Annotated in this window: 25 protein-coding genes; 20 read left to right on the top strand and 5 right to left on the bottom strand. The window is 29.8% G+C overall.

Annotated features, from left to right (window positions below):
• Together K292_RS16530 and K292_RS0108430 are read right to left on the bottom strand one after the other, a co-directional pair.
• Window positions 1-236, bottom strand: a 236-nt coding sequence (locus K292_RS16530) for a hypothetical protein (RefSeq protein ID WP_037372877.1), incomplete at its 3' end; no start/stop codon positions are given.
• A gap of 32 nt (window positions 237-268) precedes the next feature.
• Complete coding sequence (locus K292_RS0108430; protein WP_027399467.1) at window positions 269-934, bottom strand: phosphatase PAP2 family protein; 666 nt, start codon at window positions 932-934, stop codon at window positions 269-271.
• Between the two features lie 248 nt (window positions 935-1,182).
• On the opposite strand from K292_RS0108430, the gene K292_RS0108425 reads away from it, so the two are divergent.
• A complete protein-coding gene (locus tag K292_RS0108425; RefSeq protein ID WP_051280545.1) occupies window positions 1,183-1,932 on the top strand; it encodes a lysophospholipid acyltransferase family protein in 750 nt (249 codons plus the stop codon).
• Window positions 1,933-1,945: 13 nt separating this feature from the next.
• Here K292_RS0108425 and K292_RS0108420 read toward each other — a convergent pair whose 3' ends face one another.
• On the bottom strand, window positions 1,946-2,575 hold the full coding sequence (locus tag K292_RS0108420) for a shikimate kinase (RefSeq protein WP_027399465.1): 630 nt from the start codon (window positions 2,573-2,575) through the stop codon (window positions 1,946-1,948).
• Between the two features lie 183 nt (window positions 2,576-2,758).
• Between K292_RS0108420 and K292_RS0108415 the strand changes: the two genes are divergently transcribed.
• The 12 genes from K292_RS0108415 (at window position 2,759) to K292_RS17855 (ending at window position 14,700) form a co-directional block, all read left to right on the top strand.
• Entirely contained in the window at window positions 2,759-3,676 is a 918-nt protein-coding gene (locus K292_RS0108415) for a sugar phosphate nucleotidyltransferase (protein WP_027399464.1), read from the top strand.
• Window positions 3,677-3,954: 278 nt separating this feature from the next.
• Complete coding sequence (gene rpsF, locus K292_RS0108410; RefSeq protein WP_027399463.1) at window positions 3,955-4,242, top strand: 30S ribosomal protein S6; 288 nt, start codon at window positions 3,955-3,957, stop codon at window positions 4,240-4,242.
• Between the two features lie 12 nt (window positions 4,243-4,254).
• Window positions 4,255-4,683, top strand: a complete 429-nt coding sequence (locus K292_RS0108405; protein WP_027399462.1) for a single-stranded DNA-binding protein — start codon at window positions 4,255-4,257, stop codon at window positions 4,681-4,683.
• 52 nt (window positions 4,684-4,735) lie between these two features.
• On the top strand, window positions 4,736-4,966 hold the full coding sequence (gene rpsR, locus K292_RS0108400) for a 30S ribosomal protein S18 (protein ID WP_027399461.1): 231 nt from the start codon (window positions 4,736-4,738) through the stop codon (window positions 4,964-4,966).
• Window positions 4,967-5,070: 104 nt separating this feature from the next.
• Complete coding sequence (locus tag K292_RS0108395; protein ID WP_027399460.1) at window positions 5,071-5,820, top strand: DUF2232 domain-containing protein; 750 nt, start codon at window positions 5,071-5,073, stop codon at window positions 5,818-5,820.
• Window positions 5,821-5,877: 57 nt separating this feature from the next.
• A complete protein-coding gene (locus K292_RS0108390; protein ID WP_027399459.1) occupies window positions 5,878-7,842 on the top strand; it encodes a DHH family phosphoesterase in 1,965 nt (654 codons plus the stop codon).
• Between the two features lie 44 nt (window positions 7,843-7,886).
• Complete coding sequence (gene rplI, locus K292_RS0108385) at window positions 7,887-8,330, top strand: 50S ribosomal protein L9 (protein ID WP_027399458.1); 444 nt, start codon at window positions 7,887-7,889, stop codon at window positions 8,328-8,330.
• Between the two features lie 17 nt (window positions 8,331-8,347).
• Window positions 8,348-9,676, top strand: coding sequence for a replicative DNA helicase (dnaB, locus tag K292_RS0108380; protein WP_027399457.1), 1,329 nt, complete (start codon window positions 8,348-8,350; stop codon window positions 9,674-9,676).
• 13 nt (window positions 9,677-9,689) lie between these two features.
• On the top strand, window positions 9,690-9,893 hold the full coding sequence (locus tag K292_RS0108375) for a DUF1858 domain-containing protein (RefSeq protein WP_027399456.1): 204 nt from the start codon (window positions 9,690-9,692) through the stop codon (window positions 9,891-9,893).
• Window positions 9,894-9,929: 36 nt separating this feature from the next.
• Complete coding sequence (locus K292_RS0108370) at window positions 9,930-11,213, top strand: adenylosuccinate synthase (RefSeq protein ID WP_027399455.1); 1,284 nt, start codon at window positions 9,930-9,932, stop codon at window positions 11,211-11,213.
• Between the two features lie 104 nt (window positions 11,214-11,317).
• On the top strand, window positions 11,318-12,598 hold the full coding sequence (locus tag K292_RS0108365) for a DnaD domain protein (protein ID WP_027399454.1): 1,281 nt from the start codon (window positions 11,318-11,320) through the stop codon (window positions 12,596-12,598).
• Between the two features lie 92 nt (window positions 12,599-12,690).
• Entirely contained in the window at window positions 12,691-14,700 is a 2,010-nt protein-coding gene (locus K292_RS17855; protein WP_051280543.1) for a M23 family metallopeptidase, read from the top strand.
• A 6-nt stretch (window positions 14,701-14,706) separates the two neighbouring features.
• On the opposite strand, the gene K292_RS16520 is transcribed toward K292_RS17855, so the two are convergent.
• Together K292_RS16520 and K292_RS16515 are read right to left on the bottom strand one after the other, a co-directional pair.
• Entirely contained in the window at window positions 14,707-15,447 is a 741-nt protein-coding gene (locus K292_RS16520; RefSeq protein WP_051280541.1) for a ComEC/Rec2 family competence protein, read from the bottom strand.
• Between the two features lie 113 nt (window positions 15,448-15,560).
• Window positions 15,561-16,673, bottom strand: coding sequence for a S8 family peptidase (locus K292_RS16515; protein ID WP_051280539.1), 1,113 nt, complete (start codon window positions 16,671-16,673; stop codon window positions 15,561-15,563).
• 147 nt (window positions 16,674-16,820) lie between these two features.
• Between K292_RS16515 and K292_RS0108345 the strand changes: the two genes are divergently transcribed.
• Genes K292_RS0108345 through rsmA form a run of 7 tightly spaced genes read left to right on the top strand, consistent with a single transcriptional unit; the run spans window position 16,821 to window position 21,847 of the window.
• A complete protein-coding gene (locus K292_RS0108345; protein WP_027399453.1) occupies window positions 16,821-17,519 on the top strand; it encodes a winged helix-turn-helix domain-containing protein in 699 nt (232 codons plus the stop codon).
• Between the two features lie 3 nt (window positions 17,520-17,522).
• Window positions 17,523-19,340 (top strand): sensor histidine kinase, encoded by a 1,818-nt coding sequence (locus K292_RS0108340; RefSeq protein WP_027399452.1) that lies wholly within the window; start codon window positions 17,523-17,525, stop codon window positions 19,338-19,340.
• 44 nt (window positions 19,341-19,384) lie between these two features.
• Entirely contained in the window at window positions 19,385-19,645 is a 261-nt protein-coding gene (yabP, locus tag K292_RS0108335; protein WP_037372861.1) for a sporulation protein YabP, read from the top strand.
• Complete coding sequence (gene yabQ / locus K292_RS0108330) at window positions 19,642-19,938, top strand: spore cortex biosynthesis protein YabQ (protein ID WP_027399450.1); 297 nt, start codon at window positions 19,642-19,644, stop codon at window positions 19,936-19,938. Before yabP ends, yabQ begins: the two co-directional genes overlap by 4 nt.
• A 39-nt stretch (window positions 19,939-19,977) precedes the next feature.
• Complete coding sequence (locus K292_RS0108325) at window positions 19,978-20,442, top strand: FtsB family cell division protein (RefSeq protein ID WP_027399449.1); 465 nt, start codon at window positions 19,978-19,980, stop codon at window positions 20,440-20,442.
• A gap of 8 nt (window positions 20,443-20,450) precedes the next feature.
• Complete coding sequence (gene rnmV, locus K292_RS0108320; protein ID WP_027399448.1) at window positions 20,451-20,996, top strand: ribonuclease M5; 546 nt, start codon at window positions 20,451-20,453, stop codon at window positions 20,994-20,996.
• Window positions 20,966-21,847 (top strand): 16S rRNA (adenine(1518)-N(6)/adenine(1519)-N(6))-dimethyltransferase RsmA, encoded by an 882-nt coding sequence (rsmA, locus tag K292_RS0108315; protein WP_027399447.1) that lies wholly within the window; start codon window positions 20,966-20,968, stop codon window positions 21,845-21,847. Before rnmV ends, rsmA begins: the two co-directional genes overlap by 31 nt.
• The last annotated feature ends 16 nt before the right edge of the window (window positions 21,848-21,863 follow it).

Below are 21,863 nucleotides of genomic sequence, written 5' to 3'. Positions count from 1 at the left end.
CTAATGCCATTTTCCATAAATGCAAACAGTATTATCTTTAATAATTTTAGTGCATCACATTTTGGGCGACCTGTTCTGCAGCCTTCCTCTGCAAAGTATGGTGTTAGGTCAATATGATCCACTACATCACAAAAGGTATACATTGGATCAGACAAATCAATAAGTTTTTCTAAATCCAGTGGTAATTTTAACTGTCTTGTTGTAAAATTAAAGTTGGTATTTTTGTTTTTTTGCATAAATAAATTATACCAAAAACCCGCTATGGTTTCTATGACCACAGCGGGTTTTCTATTTGGGGAGTTTTTTTACAGCCCCTTTTTGAATTACCGTATTTTTTATTAAAAATATTAATAGATATTAATAATATAAAACTTCCAAGAGACCAGCCAGCAATAATATCTGAAGGAAAATGAACTCCAAGATAAAGACGGCTGAATCCTATGAGAAAGATTAAAATAGATAATACACCTGTTATGAATTTAGAAATGTTATTGTTTATTATATTTTCACGGCAGAGCCATATTAGTATTCCGTAAAAAACCATGCTGTTTAAAGAATGGCCGCTAGGAAAGCTGTAACCTCCTTGATTTATAAGATGAAAAGAAATATCTGGGCGAGGTCTTGCGAAATATAATTTTATCAAAGAATAAGTTACAGTAGAAAATAATGTACTTACAATAAGTGGAATACTAAATCTATTTCTGGTAAATGGAAAAAATAATGTTAATAAGCATAAAATTACTATTGTTTGCCAATTACCTAAATATGTAATAAAAATTAGTATTTTAGTTAAAAAATCAAAACGTAAACCATAAATTTTATTTTGTATTATACGATCAATACTTAAGAACTCATTAGTTGATATATAATATGAGATAATTATAAATATAACTAAAAAGCTCATTAATACAATTAATTTTTTCTTTTTATTCATATAAATTCCTTATTAAAATTTTACAGCAGTTTATATGCTATAAATTTTTACTGCTATTAGTTATAATAGATGCTGAAACATATGTAACTATTTAATATTCTACTATATTAGATACTAAATTAATAGAGTATTTATATGTAATTATATATTTTATTCATTTATAATATTTGTGTAGATATATATATTGCATTTATGTTAATATAATTGATAAATAATATTTTTCATATATCAATTAGAAAGAGGTTTAAATGAAAAAAATATTAAAAAATATAGAATATGGTATTTGGATGTATTGGGAATTAATAAGTCTTGCTAAATACAATAAAAATATTAAAAAATACAGAGATTTAGGTGATTTTGATAAAGAAAGAACAGAAATATTAAAATCAACATCTAAATGGGGAAATGATATAGTAAAGAAGTTAGGTATACAATTAACAGTTACGGGATTAGAAAATATACCAAAAGATAGATCTGTTGTATTTGTATCTAACCATCAAGGTTATGGAGATATACCTATATTTGGAGCAGCAATTACTAATAAACAGTTAGGATTTGTAGCAAAACGTTCTCTTGGACAATTACCCTTATATGGTAAATGGATTCAGGATATAAGAAGTGTATTTATAGAAAGAGATGATCCCAGGGAATCGTTAAAAGCCATTGACAGAGGTATAGAATTATTAAAGAATGGATTTTCTCTTGGAATTTTTGCTGAAGGTACAAGGAGTAAAGGGCCTGAGATGGGTAGTTTTAAAAAAGGAAGTTTAAGACTTGCTACAAAACCTGGTGTTCCTGTAGTCCCTATTACTTTAAATGGTACATGGCGTATTTTTGAAGAAAATGGATATGCTTCTCCAGCAAAAGTAGATTTTTTTATTCATCCTGCAATAGAAACAAAAGGGATGTCTAAATTAGAAGCAAATAATTTGTCAGAAAGAGTTGAAAAAATTATCAAAACTAAATTAGATGAATTGAATAAAGATATAAAAAAATAAACTAACTGATCAGTTAGTTTATTTTTTTAATGATTTCTTCTGCAATTTCATCTGGGGTTTTTCCATCAATATTTATAGTGTATTTTGATGATTTTTCATAAAGTGGTCTTCTAGATTCATAACGTTTTAAAAATTGAGAAAAACGTATATTTTCATCTTCTATATCCATAAAAGAATTAGGCCTTTCATTACTTTTATCTTCTTTTACTCTTTCAAACAATAACTTAGGATCACCATCTAAAAATATAGTGAATTGATCTTTTAAAATTGTACAATTAAGATCGTCTAAAATGATTCCTCCTCCACAGGAAACAATAATATCATCTTTTAAGTTTTCAAAAGCTGAATACTTGCTTGCTTTATCCATCATTTTTTCAATAGCACCTTTACCGCCTGTCATTATATCAGCTGCACTGGTAATATTACATAACTTATCTAAAAGCTCAGCCTCTTTATTTCTGAATTCATGCTCACCAAAGAGCATAAAAATTTTGCGTATAGGCATTTTTTCAATTAATTCAATTTCTTTATCCATATCTATAAATCGGCTGTCGGTTAGCTGACTTAAAGCTTTTCCCACAGTAGTTTTGCCTGAACCCATATAGCCTATTAATAATATGCGATTATTAATTTTATTTTTCATAATATATTCATCCTTTACAAATTTCTATTATTAGATATTATATATGGTAATCGCATTTATTATCAAGTAACTTTTCATTGTAAAAGCATATATTTTAGTATAAAATTTAACTATATTATGAAAAATTTGAGTAAATAAGTAATAAAGACAGATAAAAATAAATAATTGAGAAGGGGTAATAGTATGAAAGAACCAATATTAATTGTAATGGCGGCAGGTATGGGCAGCAGATATGGTGGTTTAAAACAAATAGACCCAGTTGGATCTGAAGGAGAATTAATTATTGATTTTTCAATATATGATGCTATGCTGGCAGGATTCAGAAAAGTCATTTTTATAATAAAAAAAGAAATAGAAAAAGATTTTAGAGAAATAATTGACAACAGAGCAGGTAAATATATAGATGTGGAATATGCTTTCCAAGAACTTGATGATCTGCCAAAAGAATATAAAATTCCTGAGGGAAGAATTAAACCTTGGGGTACTTGTCATGCAGTATTAAGTTGCAGACATATGATAGATGGACCTTTTGCAGTCATAAATGCAGATGATTTTTATGGTGCAGGTGCATTTCATAGTATGTATGAATTTTTAGAAAAAGCTAAAGATGATGATAAATACAGATATTGTATGATTGGCTATCAGCTTGAAAATACATTAACAGAAAATGGACACGTGGCTAGAGGTATTTGTAAAACAGATAAGAATGGATTCTTAACAAATATTGAAGAAAAGACAAAAATTATGTGGAAAAACGATAAAATTGCTTATACAGAAGATGAAAAGGAATGGATTGAAATACCAAAAGGAACACCGGTTTCTATGAATTTTTGGGGATTTACTCCTAGTATTATGAAAGAAATGGAGAAGAGATTTCCCATATTTTTAGATAAAGCATTAAAGGAAAATCCATTAAAAGCAGAATATTTTTTACCTTTAGCTGTAGATGAATTATTACAGGAAAATAAGGCTTCTGTTAAAGTTTTAAAATCAACAGATAAATGGTATGGAGTTACATATAAAGAAGATAGGCAGTCAGTTGTAGATGCCATACAATCTATGAAGGACAAGGGATTGTATCCTGACAAACTTTGGAAGTAATATTTAAAATTAAAGAGAAACAAAAGAAAAAGTCCTTATCAATCAAAAGTATTACACTTTAGCTCATTATCAATGGTACGCAAAGTAGTGCTATCTTTAGTTAAAAAAGGGAACATTTAATATTGCAATTTTTAATAATTATCATAAAAAAGATTTTGCTTGCAAAATATTTTTTTTATGGTATAATTGAAACGCATTAAATTTTCAAATTGACAAGTTAATGCTCTCTGCTCTCTAAAATATTTTGAGAGCCATTTAGTCCATAGGGAGGTGAAAAAATGAATAATTATGAAGTTATGTTTATTATTGAAGCTGCTTTAGAAGAAGAAAAAAAGAATGATGTTATTGAAAAAGTGAAAGAAATTATTTCAGCAGACGGAGAAGTTTCTAATGTAGATGTTTGGGGAAACAGAAAGCTTGCTTATCCAATTCAGAAGAAAAATGAAGGATATTATGTGGTAATACAGTTTACTGCAAATCCTGATCTTCCAAAAGAGCTAGATAGAAGACTTAAGATTTCTGATGCAGTAATAAGACATATGATTATCAATAAAGATGAAAAATAGTGGAGTGTGGAAATGAATAGTGTAATCCTAATAGGCAGATTAACAAGAGACCCAGAAGTCAGATATATCTCAGATAATCAGATGGCAGTAGCTACCTTTACAATAGCCATAGATAGAGTAGGTGGTAAAGAAAAAAAGACTGATTTCCCACGAATAACAGTTTTTGGAAAACAGGCCGAAAATTGTGAAAGATTTTTAGCTAAAGGAAGACTTGTGGGAGTTCAAGGAAGGCTACAAACCGGTAGTTATACAAATAAAGATGGAATTACTGTGTATACCACTGATGTTGTTGCAGATAGAGTTGAGTTCTTACAATGGGGCGATAAAGGTGGTTCTGGATCTATGGAAAATGGTTTCCAAAGACAAGAAGATACAAAAGGCGCCGTAGGAATACCCGAAGGATTTCAAGCATTAGATGATGATGATGATATACCTTTTTAGGCTAAATTTATAGCCTAATTTAAAACAAAAATACCAAAAGGAGGTATCTACGATGATGGATAAAAAACGTGGTATGAGAAGAAAAAAAGTATGCCAGTTTTGTGCTGATAAGACAGAAACTATAGATTATAAAGATGTTGATAAACTAAAGAAATATGTAACCGATAGAGGAAAGATTCTTCCTAAGAGAATTACTGGCACTTGTGCTATTCACCAAAGAGAAGTTACAAAAGCTATAAAAAGAGCAAGAATTGTAGCATTATTGCCTTATACAGCTGATTAAAAAGTGGGAGAAGCGAGAAATCGCTTCTTTTTTGATTAATATAGGAAGATAATAATCTTCCTAGAGGAGTGGTGCGACCACAGTTTTGATTAAAGAGGACTGAGATGTATACATTTTTAATATTACTAATCATGATTTTTGTTCCAATTCCTATTATGATTAAATTTATGATAGAAAAGAAAAATCCATATAGAGGGATTTTTCAAGGAATAATATCCAGTATTTTAGCAATAATTTTTATATTTATTGTTGTAAAATTACAAACAGGAACAAACATTTCAAATATGTTTGGTTTAGCCTTCAAAGAAGCATTTGAACTTCAGGATTCGGAAAAATTGCTAGAAATATTAGGATTGGAAAATTATAGTGAAGATGATTTATTAACATTTGTTGATGATATGGTTAATACTATGCAAATGATAATACCATCAATTATTATTATTTGGACATGGGTTATTGCATATTTAGACTATTTAATAATATCAAAAATAATTTTAAAAAGCGGTGTTTCCGTATCCGTGTTACAACCTATCAGATATTTAACTCTTCCAAGAAATTCATTACTAGGTTCAGTTATTATTTATTTATTTGCGTATATTAGCGCATATATGGGAATTATAGATAAAACTTTAATAATGTTAAATATACAAATTTTAATTGATTTTGCATTTTCTATTCAAGGAATTGCTGTTGTTTCTTATTATTTATATATGAGGAGAATACCTAAAGTATTAACTGCGATTATATGTGTGCTATTGTTTTTTATAAATTTTGGAAGAATAATATTGTTTATCTTAGGAATAACCGAAGTTGTTTTTGGAATCAGAAAAAGATTAACTCAAAAACGTACTTAAACTTTAATTATAGCTTTAATTATGATATAATTAAAGCTTATTAGGGAGGTAAACAAAATGGGTGACAAAATATTGAAAAATCTTGTGTTTCCATATTTGAGGATTAGTATAATTATACTTATATTTTTTGCATTGGTTTTATTATATTTTAATATATGGGTTGGTATAGTTGCTTCTGCATTAGTTGCTTGTGTAATATTTTATTTTATTAAGTCAACTGATGATCAGAGAAAGGTGGCAAATATTTATGTTAAAAATATTGCCAATGAATTAGATAACACAATAAGTTATTCAATTATTAATCATCCATTACCCCTTTGTATGATTAATAATAAGGGAAAACTAACACTTTTTAACAAGAAATTTAAAGAAATCTATCCTAATGCAGAAATGCTTAGTATGGATATTGTACAGCTTACAGGTATAAAAGGTCAGGATTTTTATACCGAAGATATAGCAGAAAAACCAATTTTGGTAACAACTAACGGTAAAACTTATAAGGTTCTTGCATCTTATTTAGAAGAAGACAGAGATAGCAGTGTTGTTTTATATTGGGTAGATGTTACAAATTTTGAATTATTAAAAGTTTTATATAAAGATGAAAAAAATTGTTTTGCTTATATTGATGTTGACAATTATGATGAACTTATAGCTAGTTCACCAGATGATAGAAAATCTATTATTGCTGCAGAAATCGAAAAAGTTATTAGAACATGGGCTTCTAAGCTGTCTGCATCAATAACCAGATATAGAGCACATCAATATTTTATTGTTTTTGAAAATAAATATTTTGAAAAGTTAGAAGCCAATAAATTTGATATTCTTGACGAAATAAGAGAAATAGAAACAGATGCTGATTTTCCCGTTTCCCTTAGTATAGGCATAGGAGTGGGAGGAAAAAATCCCGCACAACAGGATGAATATGCTGCCGCGGCATTGGATTTGGCGTTGGGTCGTGGAGGAGATCAGGCTGTAGTTAAAAAAGTAAGTAAAATAGAATATTATGGTGGAAGACTTCAGACAGTTGAGAAGAGAAATAAAGGTAAATCAAGAATTATGGCTCATGCACTTAGGCAGCTTATAGATCAATCTTCACAGGTTATTGTAATGGGACATAAGAGGCCTGACATGGATTCTTTTGGTGCAGCATTAGGCATAAGTAGAATTGCAAGAAACAGAAATAAGGAATCTGTTATAGTTATTAATTCTTATAATGACTCTCTTACACAAATGTATAACAGAGCTGTAACGGAAGGTGAATATAAATTTGTTAATAGTGAAAATGCTCTAACTTTGGTAGATAAAGATACGTTGATTGTAGTAGTGGATTGCCATAGACCAAGTCTTGTGGAATGTTCAGATCTTTTGAATAAATCTGATAAACTTGTTGTTATAGATCATCACAGAAAGACAGAAGGATTTATAGATAATGCTACATTAACATATATGGAAGCATATGCATCATCCACATGTGAACTTGTTACAGAGATTTTGCAATACGTTGGAGACAAGAAAGAAATTGATAAACTAGAAGCAGAAGCACTTTTAGCAGGTATTACAGTTGATACAAACAGATTTTCAATCAAAACAGGGGTAAGAACTTTTGAAGCAGCTTCTTGGCTTAGAAGAATGGGAGCTGATACAGCAACTGTAAGGCAATTTTTCCAAACGGATTTAGATGATTTTAAGAAAAGAGCAGAGATTATTTCCAATGCTATCTTATTACCAAATGGGATTGCCATATCAAATAGCACAAGCAGGCAAGTTGACGTTCAAGTACTTAATTCACAAGCAGCAGATGAAATATTAAATATTAAAGGTATTAGAGCTAGCTTTGTGGCAGGTCAAAATGAAGAAGGTATTACTGTTATAAGTGCGAGATCATTAGGTGAAATTAATGTTCAAACTATTATGGAAAAATTGGGCGGAGGCGGAAATTTAACAAAGGCCGGAGCACAAGTAGATATTAGTGTAGAAGAAACTTTAATTAGATTACAAGAAATTATAGAAGAAATAGATTAAAGAAAAAATTAAGCTTAGGAAATTAAGACATAGGAGGTAACAATATGATCGTTATATTACAAAAAGCTGTAAAAGGTGTTGGAAAAGCAGGAGATGTTGTAAAAGTAAGTGATGGATATGCAAGAAATTTATTACTTCCAAAAGGTCTTGCTACAGAAGCTACGGAAGGAAATATTAAAAGCTTAGAAAAAGTAAAAGCTTTAAACGAAGAAAAGAGACAAGCTGAATTAGCAGAAGCAAAAAAACTTTCAGAAAAAATTGGAACTTTAAAAGTTGTTATTAAAACAAAATCAGGAGATGGGGGAAGATTATTTGGATCTATTACCACAAAAGATATTGCGGCTGCATTAGAGTCTCAGCATAAAATCAGTATAGATAAAAGAAAATTTGTTCTAGATAGTCCTATTAAGCAGATTGGTGAATTTCAAATAGATGTTAAAGTATATCCTGAAGTATCAGCTAAACTTAAGGTTGTAATTGAAGTTTAAATTACGGGGTAAGAGCAATGAATGAAAGAGTTCCACCACATAACGATGATGCAGAGAAATCTGTTATAGGTTCTGTAATACTTGATAAAGAAGCTCTTTTTGATGTTATGGAAATATTAAAACCCGAAGATTTTTATAATGAAATGCATAAAGAGATATTTGCTGCTATTTTAGAGATTTATCGAAGAAATGAACCTGTTGATACGCTTACACTTTCTGAAGAACTAAAAAAAAGGAAATCATTGGAAATGGTAGGAGGAAGAGCATATATTGCATTACTTTCATCTATGGTTCCTTCAACATCAAATGCTTCGTATTATGCTAAAATTGTAGGAGAAAAAGCTGTTTTACGAAGACTTATTGGCACTGCATCTGATATAATAGAAAAAGGCTATCAAGAAAAAATGGAGCCTGAAGAAGTTTTGGATTATGCAGAGCGGGGAATTTTTGAAATTGCTCAAACAAGACAAACAAAAGATTATCAGAATATAAAAGACGTTCTTTGGAAAAATATTAGTAAAATAGATGAACTTTCTAAAATAGAAGGAAGTTTAACAGGGTTGACTACAGGGTTTATAGATTTAGATTCAAAGACAGCAGGTCTTCAAAAATCCGATTTAATTATGTTGGCAGCAAGGCCAAGTATGGGAAAGACTGCTTTTGCATTGAATATTGCGCAGCATGCAGCAATTAAAAGTGGTGCGAAAGTTCTTATTTTTAGTTTGGAAATGGCCGCAGAACAATTAGGGCAGAGATTACTTAGTATGGAATCCAAAATTGAGATGCAGAAACTTAGAGTAGGTAATATTGAGAGGAAAGACTGGGATCAAATTAATATAGCTTTAGATACATTATCAAAAGCAAATATAAATATAGATGATACACCTGGAATTTCAGTAATGGAAATGAAAAATAAATGCAGAAGATTAAAAGCAGAAGTAGGTTTAGACTTAATTATAATTGATTATCTACAGCTTATGGCGTTAGAAGGACGAACAGAAAGTAGACAACAGGAGGTAAGTACTATTTCAAGGCTTTTAAAACAGCTTGCAAGAGAAATGGATTGTCCCGTTATAGTGCTTTCACAGTTGTCTCGTGCACCTGAACAGAGAGCAGATCATAGACCTATTCTTTCAGATTTAAGAGAATCAGGTTCTATTGAGCAAGATGCGGATATTGTAATGTTTTTATACAGAGATGAATATTATAATCCAGAGACTACTGATAAACCAAATATTTGTGAAGTAATTATTGCTAAGCAAAGAGGAGGTGAAACAGGTATTGTAGAGCTCACTTGGCTTGGAAAGTATACTCGTTTCGCAGATAAAAGTAGGATTAATTCTTAGAGGAGGGAAAGTAATGTTAATTAATGAAAACATGCTTGTAAGCGAAGTTCTTGATATGAATCCTGATATTACAGAAATATTTATTCGTCATGGTTTAAACTGTTTAGGCTGTCCAGGCTCTTATAATGAGAGTTTAAAAGAGGCTGCAGATGCACATAGTGTAAATTTAGAAAACCTAGTTAAAGATTTAGATAATTATTTAGAAAATAAAAAATAGATAATAAATTTTACAAATGAAAAGGAGTGAAATATCATGCCAAGTTTAGCAGTTGTTGGTTCTCAATGGGGTGATGAAGGAAAAGGAAAGATTATAGATTATCTTGCTAATAAGGCAGATATGGTAGTAAGAGGACAAGGTGGAAATAATGCAGGGCATACAGTTGTATTAGGTGATAAAAAATATGCATTGCATTTAATTCCTTCTGGTATATTAAACGATAATGCAGTGAACATTATTGGAAATGGCGTAGTTTTTGATCCGGAAGGGTTTTTTAATGAAATTGAAGGACTTGAAAAGGATGGTATTGATGTAAGTAAGATTTATGTCAGTGACAGAGCGCATATTGTTTTTTCATATCATAAGGTATTAGATGCACTTTATGAATCTGCAAGAGGCAAGGATGATATAGGAACAACAAAAAAAGGAATTGGTCCTTGCTATATGGATAAGATTGAAAGAAGTGGAATAAGAGTTTGCGATATGCTTGATGAAAAAAGTTTTAAAGATAAACTTTCTGCTCAAATAGATAGAAAAAATCAAGTAATAACAAAGCTTTTTGGTCAAGATCCTTTGAATAAAGAAGAAATAATTGAAAAGTACACAGCATATGCAAAGATGTTAAAACCGTATATTAAAGACACAGGTGTTATGGTTTATGAAAGCATTAAATCAGGGAAAAAAGTACTTTTTGAGGGAGCACAGGGTTCCTTATTGGATGTTGATTTAGGTACTTATCCGTATGTAACAAGTTCACATCCTACATCAGGTGGATTTACTTCAGGATCTGGTATTGGTGCTGGATCAATAGATGCAGTGCTTGGTATTACAAAAGCATATACAACCAGAGTAGGAAAAGGACCTTTTGTTACAGAAGAGGATAATGAAACAGGAAACAAAATAAGAGAACTGGGACATGAATATGGTGTAACTACTGGAAGACCAAGGAGATGTGGATGGTTTGATGGTGTTGTTGTAAAATATTCTGCAAGAATTAATGGTATGACAGGTATTTCATTAATGCTTTTAGATGTACTTGATCAGTTTGATACAATAAAGCTTTGCTATAAATATGAGAGGAACGGAGAAATTATAGAGAACTTTCCGGCAAGTCTTGATATATTGGAAGAATGTAATCCGGTATATAAAGAATTACCTGGATGGAAATGTGACATTTCTCAATGCAGAAATTACGATGATCTTCCAAATGAAGCCAAAAATTATATAAAAGAAATTGAAAATACTGTAGGCGTCCCCGTTAAAATTATTTCGGTAGGACCTAGAAGAGATCAAACAATAATAAGAGAAGAAATATTCTAGCCTTTGGCTAGAGTTTTCTCTTTATAATAGAATTTTTTCTTATTATTAGAAAAAATTCTAAAAACAAGAAAAATAATAAAGCTTTAAAGATAAGGAAAATAAAAATGAATTTTATAAGAGAACAAATAAATGATTATTATTTACGTGATACACATGTGGAAAATATATTTATTAATGAATATATGGCGGGTGCACCAGGAGATTATGTCAAAGTATATTTATTTGCATTAATGTATGCAGGTCATGATATGCATATGAATAATGAAGCTATAGCAAAGCAATTAAATATGGCAATCGAGGATGTTTTAAAAGCATGGTCATACTGGGAGAATATGGGCGTAATAAAAAAGCATTATGAAAAACCAACGGATAAGTTACATTATAAAATTGAATTTTTAAGTTTAAAAGACAGAATCTACATAAAAGGGCTAAAAGATAAAAAGTCTGATGAAAATTTACCTGAAGATATAAAAGATTTCCTCGGAAATGATGAAATAAAAAGTATGTATAAGGAGATAGAAAGAATCACTGGCAGAATGTTTGAAGGAAAAGAATTGACAGAAATTTTAGCGTGGATTAATGATTATAACGTATCTCCTGAGATTATTATTTATGCTTATGCATATTGTGTAAAAAAAAGAAAACACAGTAATCATAAATATATAGCAGCCATAGTTAAAAAATGGGCTGATGAAGGACTTAAAAATGTTGAGCAGGTGGAGGCATATTTAGAGGAAACGGATAATAGACATTATTTATACAAAAGAGTCCTTAAAGCTTTAGGTTTTATGCGTAATCCAACTGAAGGAGAAAAAGCCATAATTGATAGTTGGTTGGATGAAATGAATTTTGGAATAGAAAAAATTTTAGAAGCATGTAATAAAACAACAGGAATATCTAATCCTAATTTGAATTATATTAATAGTATATTAAAAGCATGGCATAGTGGTAATACTAAGCCTATAGTACAGAATGAAAATAGCAGAGTTGAGTCAAAACCAAATAATATTAGTTTGGTTATGAAATCATATGAGGAAACAAGAGAAAGAAATAAGGCAAGGGCAAATGCTAGGCGTGAAGAAGTATATTTCTTAATTCCAGAAATTAAAGAAATTGAAGAAGAAAGCAGAGAGATTGGAATTCAAATTTCAAAAGTTATGCTTTCAGGTGCTTTTGATACAAAATCAAAAATTAAATCTTTAAAACAAAAGGCTGAGAATTTAAATAATGAGAAAGCGTATTTATTAACAGAAAATAATTTTAAAATAGATTATATGGATATAGAATATGATTGTGATATGTGTAAAGACACAGGAATAAAAGATACAGGAGAAAGATGTAGTTGTTTTTCTAAGAGACTGGATGAAATTCAAAAAATGTTTTGATAAAATTATAAAAATTTAGTATAATAATTAATGGTTAGTCATAACAAACACATATGGAAGATACCTCATTAAAGATGGTATGGAGGTAACATATGCAGGGTAATTATAAAAAAATTTTAGATAGATTGATAAATATATTTAATAAAAAAAATAAAACTGATATTACAAAAGAAAAAGAGACAAGGGATATGAGCCAGACTCATGTCCCTAATTTTGATATAAAAAATAAAGTTTTCAAAGAGCATCCTGAATGGGAAGGTATAACTAAAGAACGTCTTAAAGCAGAGATTGAAAAAGATATTGAAGAAAAGATAAAACGTATTTCTGATATAAAGTATTCTGACGAAGTAATGAAAATTGAAAGCAGATTAAATAAAAATGAAAATATAGAAATTAAGATAAAGGAAAGAAGAAAAAAAAGAAAAAATAATTCTGTTAAAGAGCCTAGTGTAATTTTGGACCAACGGATAGATAGAATTTTTAATGTATTTGAAAAAGCTAAAAATATTATTTTAAATTCTTATAATAAAGCTTCCATAAGCTCAGCCAAATTTGTGACGAAAATATCAAAGACTAAAAGATGTAAAATTACTTTAAAGAATATAACTAAAATTTACTATAAATTAAGTAAAAAAGAGAAATTCATATCAAGTAAACTAGCTAACTTTATAGAAAAAGCAGATATTAATATTAATAAGCTGGAAGATTTTTTATCATTAAAGTACGATTTCATTTTATGGCAGATTGAAAGAGGTATATATTATGCCGAAAATCATAAAAGAAAAGTAATAATGTATACTGTAACAGGAATTGTATGCGTTATATCAATTACTTCATTAATTGGGAGCCTGACTGCTTATGAATACATGTATAATGGTAAAATTCTTGGAGTTGTTAAAAATCAAGAAGATGTTTACAAAACTATTGATGCCATTGGGAATAAACTAAATTTTGAACATAATGCAGAAATAAAAATAGATAAAAATGAGGATATTACTTTTAATAAAGTTTTTTTATTGGGAAAGGAAATAGATGATAAAGAAGACGTTCTTAACAGATTGACATATATGAAGGACATGAAAGTTAAAGGGTATTCTATTTGTATTAATGATAAGAAGATTGTAATATTACAAAGCAAAAAGCTAATCGAAGATGTTTTAAATACAATAGAAAATATGTATGTATCACAAGATGAAAATATTGAATATGAAAATATTGGATTTAAAGAAAATGTTACAATAAAAAAAGTAAATACAAATTTAGGAGAACTACAAAATAAAAAAGAAGTCTTAAATTATCTTTTAACAGGACAAAAGGAAAAGAAAATACATGTGGTAGAACAAGGTCAGACTATATCTGGAATTGCTAAAATTTATGGATTAAAGCAAAAAGATTTATTAGCATCAAATCCTGATATAGATCCAGAAAAAATATTTATTGGCCAGGAGATTACATTAACGCAGAATAAACCTTTATTAACAGTACAAACACAAGAAGTGGTTACCTATAATGAAGCTATACCTTATGAAATAGCATATGAAGATGTATCTACCAAATATGAAGGTGAGAATACAGTAAAAATGCAAGGTTCAAATGGTGAAAAAGAAGTGGTAGCCAGAATAATAAAAAATAATGGCGTAGAAGTTGATAAAAAAGAGATAAGTTCAAGTATTATAAAAGAACCTGTATCACAGATAGTGTTAAGGGGAACTAAAAAATTACCTCCACTTGTAGGAACAGGGACTTTTATTTATCCAGTAAGAGGAACAATTACATCAAGATTTGGCCCTAGATGGGGTGGATTTCATCCTGCAATAGATATTGGTGCATCCACAGGTACACCTATTAAAGCTTCAGATGGAGGTAAAGTAATTTTTTCAGGTTACAGCGGATCTTACGGATATATGATAAAAATCGATCATGGGGGTAATAAAGTTACTCTTTATGCTCATTGCAGTAAGATTTTTGTAAAAGTTGGTGATAGAGTTTATCAAGGTCAGCATATTGCAAATGTGGGAAGTACAGGAAACAGTACAGGACCTCATGTGCATTTTGAAGTACAAATTAACGGGCAGCAAAAAAATCCATTAAATTATTTATAAACTACTTTAATCAGATTGAGTGATAATTAAACTTCCTAAGTGTTTATCATCTTTTATAATAACTTCACCGCGTCTTGTAAGATAAGTTATTACATTAAATTTATCTAATAATTTAATTGTACTGTGAATAGGTGTTTGAAGATAGGCACAAGTAATAACAGCATAAGTTGGTTTTGTAGATATAAGTAAAGGTTTGAGATATTCATTAGGTATACCATGATGTGGTATTTTTACTACGTCATAAATGGTGTTATTCTCTTTAATAAATTCTTTTAGGCGTTCGCTTTCAGCATCGCCTGTAAATAAAAAACAGCAGCCTAAATATTGCAATTTTGTAATTATGGAATAATCATTTGATTTTTTATAATGTTGTTTTTTAGGAGCTAAAAGAGTAAAAATAGCAGGCTTAATATAGATGGTCATATTATGATGCAATAGTATAGGTTCTTTTTTCATTTCTTTTAAAGTTTCTTGATAAGCTTTATATTGTGGAGTGTTTACTTTATAGTCGGGTTGAATTATTATTTCAACGGGAATTCTTTTTATTATTTCAGAGGCTCCGCCTATGTGATCACGATCCATATGAGTTAAGATTAAATAGTTAATACAACTTATACCTTTGTCCTGAAGTAATTCACAAATATAATCTCCGTTTTCCGTAAAGCTTGTATCAATCATAATTATTTTTCCGTTTATTTCAATAAGAATACAATCTGATTTACCCAAATCGAAAAAAGTAATTTTCATATTAAAGTCTCCTTTAAAAAAGTTTGTATTACACATACTATGAAAAACTATGAGACGTGTGAATAATAAAAAAAGCCAGAAGAATCCGGCTTTTTTTTGATCTAAAATTGTAATTATGAATTATTTAAAAATATTTCGTAATTTAAAAGCCCATGGCCTTGAGAATTACGGCTTTCTTTTTTTAAAGGTAAACATTTTTTCATCAATATTTTTTTTACTTCATGTGGTTTTAAATAAGGCATTGAAGAATACAGACAAGCTGCTACTCCGCTTACTATTGGTGTAGCCATGGATGTTCCTGATTGAACCGCATAACCTTTCGGATTTTTATTGCTTAATGATGTAATATCAACGCCTGGAGCTACTAAATCGGGTTTAATATATCCCGCATGTGTAGGTCCTTTACTTGAAAATTTGGCTACAGCAGGTGGAAATCCTGTGGCACCTACAGTAATTACATAAGGGCTTATTCCAGGTGAATTGATAGTGCATTTTTCAGGGCCGTTATTACCTGCTGCCGCAATAACTGTTATACCATGTTTTACAGCGGCTTCAGCACCTTTTACTAAAGGATCATCTTCACAGTTTTCATCTACTGTAATGCCTAAGGATAAATTTATTACCTTTATATTATAACGTTTTCGGTTATTTATTACCCATTGTAAACCGGCCAAAATATCAGAAGCAGTTCCATTTCCCATGTCATCTAGTGCTTTTACGGCAATTAAATTAGCACAAGGTGAAGTACCAATATATTTCCTTGATGAATATCCATTTCCTAATGCAATTCCTGCTACGTGAGTTCCATGACCATCATCATCATAAGGTATTTCTTTTTTTCCTATAAAATCCTTAAAAGCAATAATTCGGTTTATAGGCTTTATTAAATCATAGTGAGGGGCTACTCCTGTGTCAATTATGGCTATTCCGACACCTTTACCTCTTGAAGAGTAGAAGGTTGAAGCAGAATTTCCTTGTGAAATGTCTTGCTTAAGTTTGTAAATCGGTGTTTTTGATACAGCTACATCATCATATATTCTGCTGATCATTTTATTATGGGCAATATTTTTGCGATTTTCCTGTGGAATTTCCACAGCAACTGCATTAATAAAAGGTAATTCATATTTAATATGACCATAATATTTAGCAATACAGTCCTTTATTTCTGATATAGTTCTATTTGAATATATAATAACGGAAGTAAAATTCGTTTCATTTTCTGACATTATAATCACTCCAATATATAAATTAATCTATATTATGCAAATAATTAATATATCGTGAAAAGGGATTTTATCTGAATTTTTGACTAATTGGTTTTAGTTTGATATAATGGCACGTAGGGTATTATTCAGCAAACAGGGGAGGTTAATATGGACTTAAAAAAAGTACTAATAATAGAAGATGAAAAATCTATATCAGATATAATAAAATTTAATTTAATAAAAGAAGGATTTGAAGTTGAAACTTCTTATGATGGTAAAGATGGTCTTAACAAAGCAGAAACTTTAAATCCTGATTTGATTTTATTGGATGTTATGCTGCCTATGCTTGATGGATTTCAAGTTTGTAAAAAAGTAAGACAAACAAGTTCTGTACCAATTTTAATGCTTACGGCAAAAGAAGAAGAAGTGGATAAAGTACTGGGGCTTGAACTTGGTGCTGATGATTATATAACGAAGCCATTTGGTATGAGAGAATTGGTAGCAAGAATAAAAGCTAATATAAGGCGTACGGATTTAATTGATAAGCTTAAAAAAGAGCCTTCTAATATTAAAGATTTCGGCACTCTCGCAATAGATTTAAATAGATATGAAGTTAGAAAAAATGATTTGCCGCTTGAGCTGACACTTAGAGAGTTTGAACTTTTAAAGTACTTAGCAGAAAGAGAAAATAAAGTTTTTTCAAGAGAACAATTGCTTGAAGAAGTTTGGGGTTATGAATACTATGGAGATATTCGTACTGTAGATGTTACAGTACGAAGACTTAGAGAAAAATTAGAAGATGATTCTAGTGATCCTAAGTATATTATGACAAAAAGAGGAATTGGATACTACTTTAGGAGGCCATAACGCATGATTTGGAAAAAAACATGGAGTAGTATTCGATGGAAAATTGTTTTTATATATTTTCTTCTTGTTTTTATTGCTACAACTATAATAGGAATATTCATTATGAACCAGCTGGAATCTTATTATATGGATTCGGTAAGAGATAATTTGACAAGGATAGTTCATAAAAGCGGAATGATTACTTCACTGAGTGAGTATGATGATCTTAATAAACATAAAGATGAAATTCAAGATAATATTGATGCTTGGACAAAAGGGTTTGAGGGAGAAATTTTTGTTGTAAACGATGATTACCAAATTATAGCATCCAATAACGAAAATGTTATAGAAAGCAATGCAATTGATCTACTAGATAAAAATGTTGTTGTGCAGGGTCTAAATGGTGAAAAAGCGGAATCTAATGGCTTGACTACAACACAAAAACAAACAAAAAATTTAGGATTTCCCATATCAAACTTAGATACAAAAGGAGTTTTATATCTTAGATCTGATTTAACAAGTATTTATAAAACAATTAACAGGTCAAAAGAAATATTTGTTAAAGCAATGGTATTGGCCCTTTTTATTACAGTTGTATTAGGTTTTATTATCGCTAAGAGTATTACTGTACCTATCAATGATGTAACAGAAAAAGCAGAAAAGATGGCGCAGGGTGATTTCAGTCAGGAGGTTAGTGTTAAATCTGATGATGAAATAGGCCGCCTTGCGGAGATGTTTAATTTTCTCAGGATGCAGCTTACTCTTACACTTTCAGAGATTTCAAATGAAAAAACTAAACTTGAAACAATATTAAGATATATGACAGATGGTCTTATTGCTGTTAGTTTAACAGGTAATATTATTCATGCAAATCCGGCAGCAATGAAAATGCTGCATATTAGCGAAGATGATATAAAAAATAAAAATTATGATGATATAATTAAAGATTACAATAGTAATTTAATTTTGGAAAATCTTATGAAAAACAGTGAAGGCAGCGGAAGCGAGGAGAATTTTGATTATACTGGATGTACCTTCGCAGTAAGATACGGTAAATTTAAAGATGAAAATGATCTTGATGTAGGAATTATTATGATGATACAGGATATTACAGCAAGGCAGAAATTAGAAAATATGCAAATGGATTTTGTTGCCAATGTATCACATGAATTAAAAACACCTCTGACATCTATTAAAAGTTATACTGAAACACTAATGGATGGTGGTGTTGAGGATAAAGAAATAGCACAAAGTTTTTTGAAAATTATAGATGTAGAAGCGGATCGAATGAATCGCTTAGTGAAAGATTTATTACAGCTTTCAAGATTGGATTATCAACAGGAAAAACTGTTTAAAAAGGATAGTAATCTTATTAGTTTACTAAAATCTGTTGTTACAAAAGTAGAACTTACTGTAAAAAACAAAAACCAACACTTAAACTGTATTTTTGATATTAATTCCAAAGTTATGGTTGTAATTGATAAAGATAGAATGGAACAAGTATTTTTAAATGTATTGAGCAATGCTATTAAATATACTCAAGACGGTGGAAGAATAGATATAGATGTTATAAAAAAGGATTCTAAAGCTGAAATAATTATAACCGATAATGGAATCGGAATTTCTGAAGCAGAAATTCCTCGTGTCTTTGAACGTTTTTACAGAGTTGATAAAGCTCGCTCCAGAGCAATGGGAGGAACCGGATTGGGACTTGCTATTTCAAAACAAATAGTAGAAGAACATAATGGAGGAATTACAATAGAAAGTAAAGAAGGAAAAGGTACTAAAGCTATAATTATTTTACCCCTTGCACCTATGAGAGGAATTCGAAATATAGAATAAATTAATACACCTCCTAATATATTAGAAAAAAGGAGGTGTTTTTTATGGAAAATCATATAGTCAGCATAGATAATAGAGAAAGAATTACCATAACAGAAGTTTCGGATGTAGAGAGTTTTAATGAGCAAAGTATTTTAGTTTTATTAGAAAGTGGTGGAATTTTAATTAAAGGGGAAGGGTTGCATATACAAAAGTTGGATTTAGAAGAGGGTAAGGCAATTATTACAGGCAGTATTATGTCGGCCGTATATACAGAGAAAAAGGATAAACAGGATAAAGGATTCCTGAGAAAAATATTAAAATGACAGGCATAAATAAACTCATTATAGATCAAGTTTTTGAATTTTTAATTATGTTATATGCAGGAATGACTATAATGATATTTTATGAAATTTTTGATTGGATAAAATATAAAACAAAGCCTCGTAAAGTAGTATTATTTATTGAAGATATATTATTTTGGATTTTTGCGGCTTTAATCATTTCTTCATTTCTATATTATTGTAGTTATGGCAAAATAAGTATTCATGCTTTTATTGCTTTTGGAGTAGGTGTATTCTTGTGGAAAAAGTGTTTTTATGGTATAATAAAACATTAAAATGATCATGATTGATTATTCATAGGAGATAAGTAATTTATGCTAACACGAAAGAAAAGACGTAGCCGTGAATTTAAAGATACAAGTAGAGTTATTGACATGGCTGAAGCTCGTGAAGACAGACGGCGTAAAAGAAAAGAACTTTCAAAGACAAAAGCAAAAGGCAAGAATAAAAAATACGTAAAAACAGGACGTGCAGCTGTTAAAACAGCAAGGAAAAGGTTAATTTATACTGTTATTTTCATTTTGATAATAACAGTAGTTGGAATGTCTGCATATAGTTTAATTTCTTTAAGAATGAATGAAGCACAATTGAAAGCGGAAAATAAAAAACTAAATAAAGAAAAAGATAAACTTGAATACGAGTTGTCTCAGATAGACAGTGATGAATATATTGAACAACAGGCAAGGCAAATGTTAAGAATGATAAAACCGGGAGAAATTTTATATGTTATTCCCGATAATACAAAAAAATCTACAAGCAGCGGAATTATACCGGAATAGGAGCTTTAATGATAAAAGAAGTAATTATTGTAGAAGGAAGAGATGATGAGGCCTCTATCAGTAGAGCAGTTGAAGCTACTACGATTGCAACTCATGGATTTGGTATAAAAAAAGAAACATTTGATTTAATAGAAAAAGCATATATTGAAAGAGGTCTTATTATATTTACAGATCCTGATTTTGCAGGAGAAAAGATAAGGAAAAGGTTACAAGAAAAGTTCCCTAAAAGTAAACATGCATATTTAACTCGAAATGAAGCTAATAAAAATGGAGATATTGGAATTGAAAATGCAACTGCAGAGAGTATTATTGAAGCTCTTTCAAAAGCGAGATGTACAATTATTGAAAATAAAATTGAATTTACAATGCAGGATATGATAAAATATAAGCTTGCAGGAGCGTCTGAAGCTTCAAAAAATCGAGAGGGGATAGGTAAAATTTTAGGTATTGGATATGGCAATGCTAAAGAATTTGTTAATAGATTAAATCAATATGGGGTAAAAAGAGAGGAATTTGAGAAAATATGGACAAGCTTTATGCACCAAAAACCATAAAAGCAATAAAAGATAAGCATGGATTTAAACTCTCTAAAAGTTTAGGTCAAAATTTTTTAACTGATAAAAATATAATTGAAAAAATAATAGAAGGTTCTTTAATTTGTGATAAAGATCTAGTGATTGAAATCGGGCCAGGAGTAGGAGTATTGACTACTTTCGCTGCTAAAGAAGCGGCCAAAGTAATTGCGGTTGAAATTGATAAAAATCTTATTCCTATTTTAAAAGAAACATTAAAAGAATATGATAATATTGAAGTTATCAATAAAGATATATTAAAGACTAATTTATCAGAAATAATAGAAGAAAATAAAAATCAAAGTATCAGTGGTGTAAAAATAATCGGTAATTTACCTTATTATATTACAACGCCTATTATTATGAAAATATTAGAAGATGGAGTAGAAGCAGACAGCATTACAATAATGCTTCAAAAAGAAGTTGCAGAGCGTATTAAGGCTGCACCGGGTTCAAGAATATATGGAGCTATTTCTGTAGCAGTTCAATATTACTGCAGTGTTTCTCATATAGCAAATGTGCCTAAGGAGGTATTTATACCTCAGCCAAAGGTAGATTCTTCTGTAATTCGTTTAGATATAAGAAAGGAAAAACCGGTTAATTTAATAAGTGAGAAAACGTTTTTTAATGTAATTAAGTCAGGGTTCGGTCAGAGAAGAAAGACACTTCTTAATTCTTTAACAGGCATTTATGGTATGTCAAAAGAAGAAATTTTACAAATTTTAAAAGCCTCAGATATAGAACCAAGCAGAAGAGCAGAAACTTTGAATATTACAGAATTTGCAAATATTGCGAATGAAATAGATAAAAAATGTAAATCATTTACAGACTAATTAAAATAGAAAAGGT

The sequence above is a fragment of the Anaerovorax odorimutans DSM 5092 genome (assembly GCF_000426305.1).
Classification (GTDB): Bacteria; Bacillota; Clostridia; order Peptostreptococcales; family Anaerovoracaceae; genus Anaerovorax; species Anaerovorax odorimutans.
This window is presented reverse-complemented; position numbering and strand designations above follow the sequence as displayed.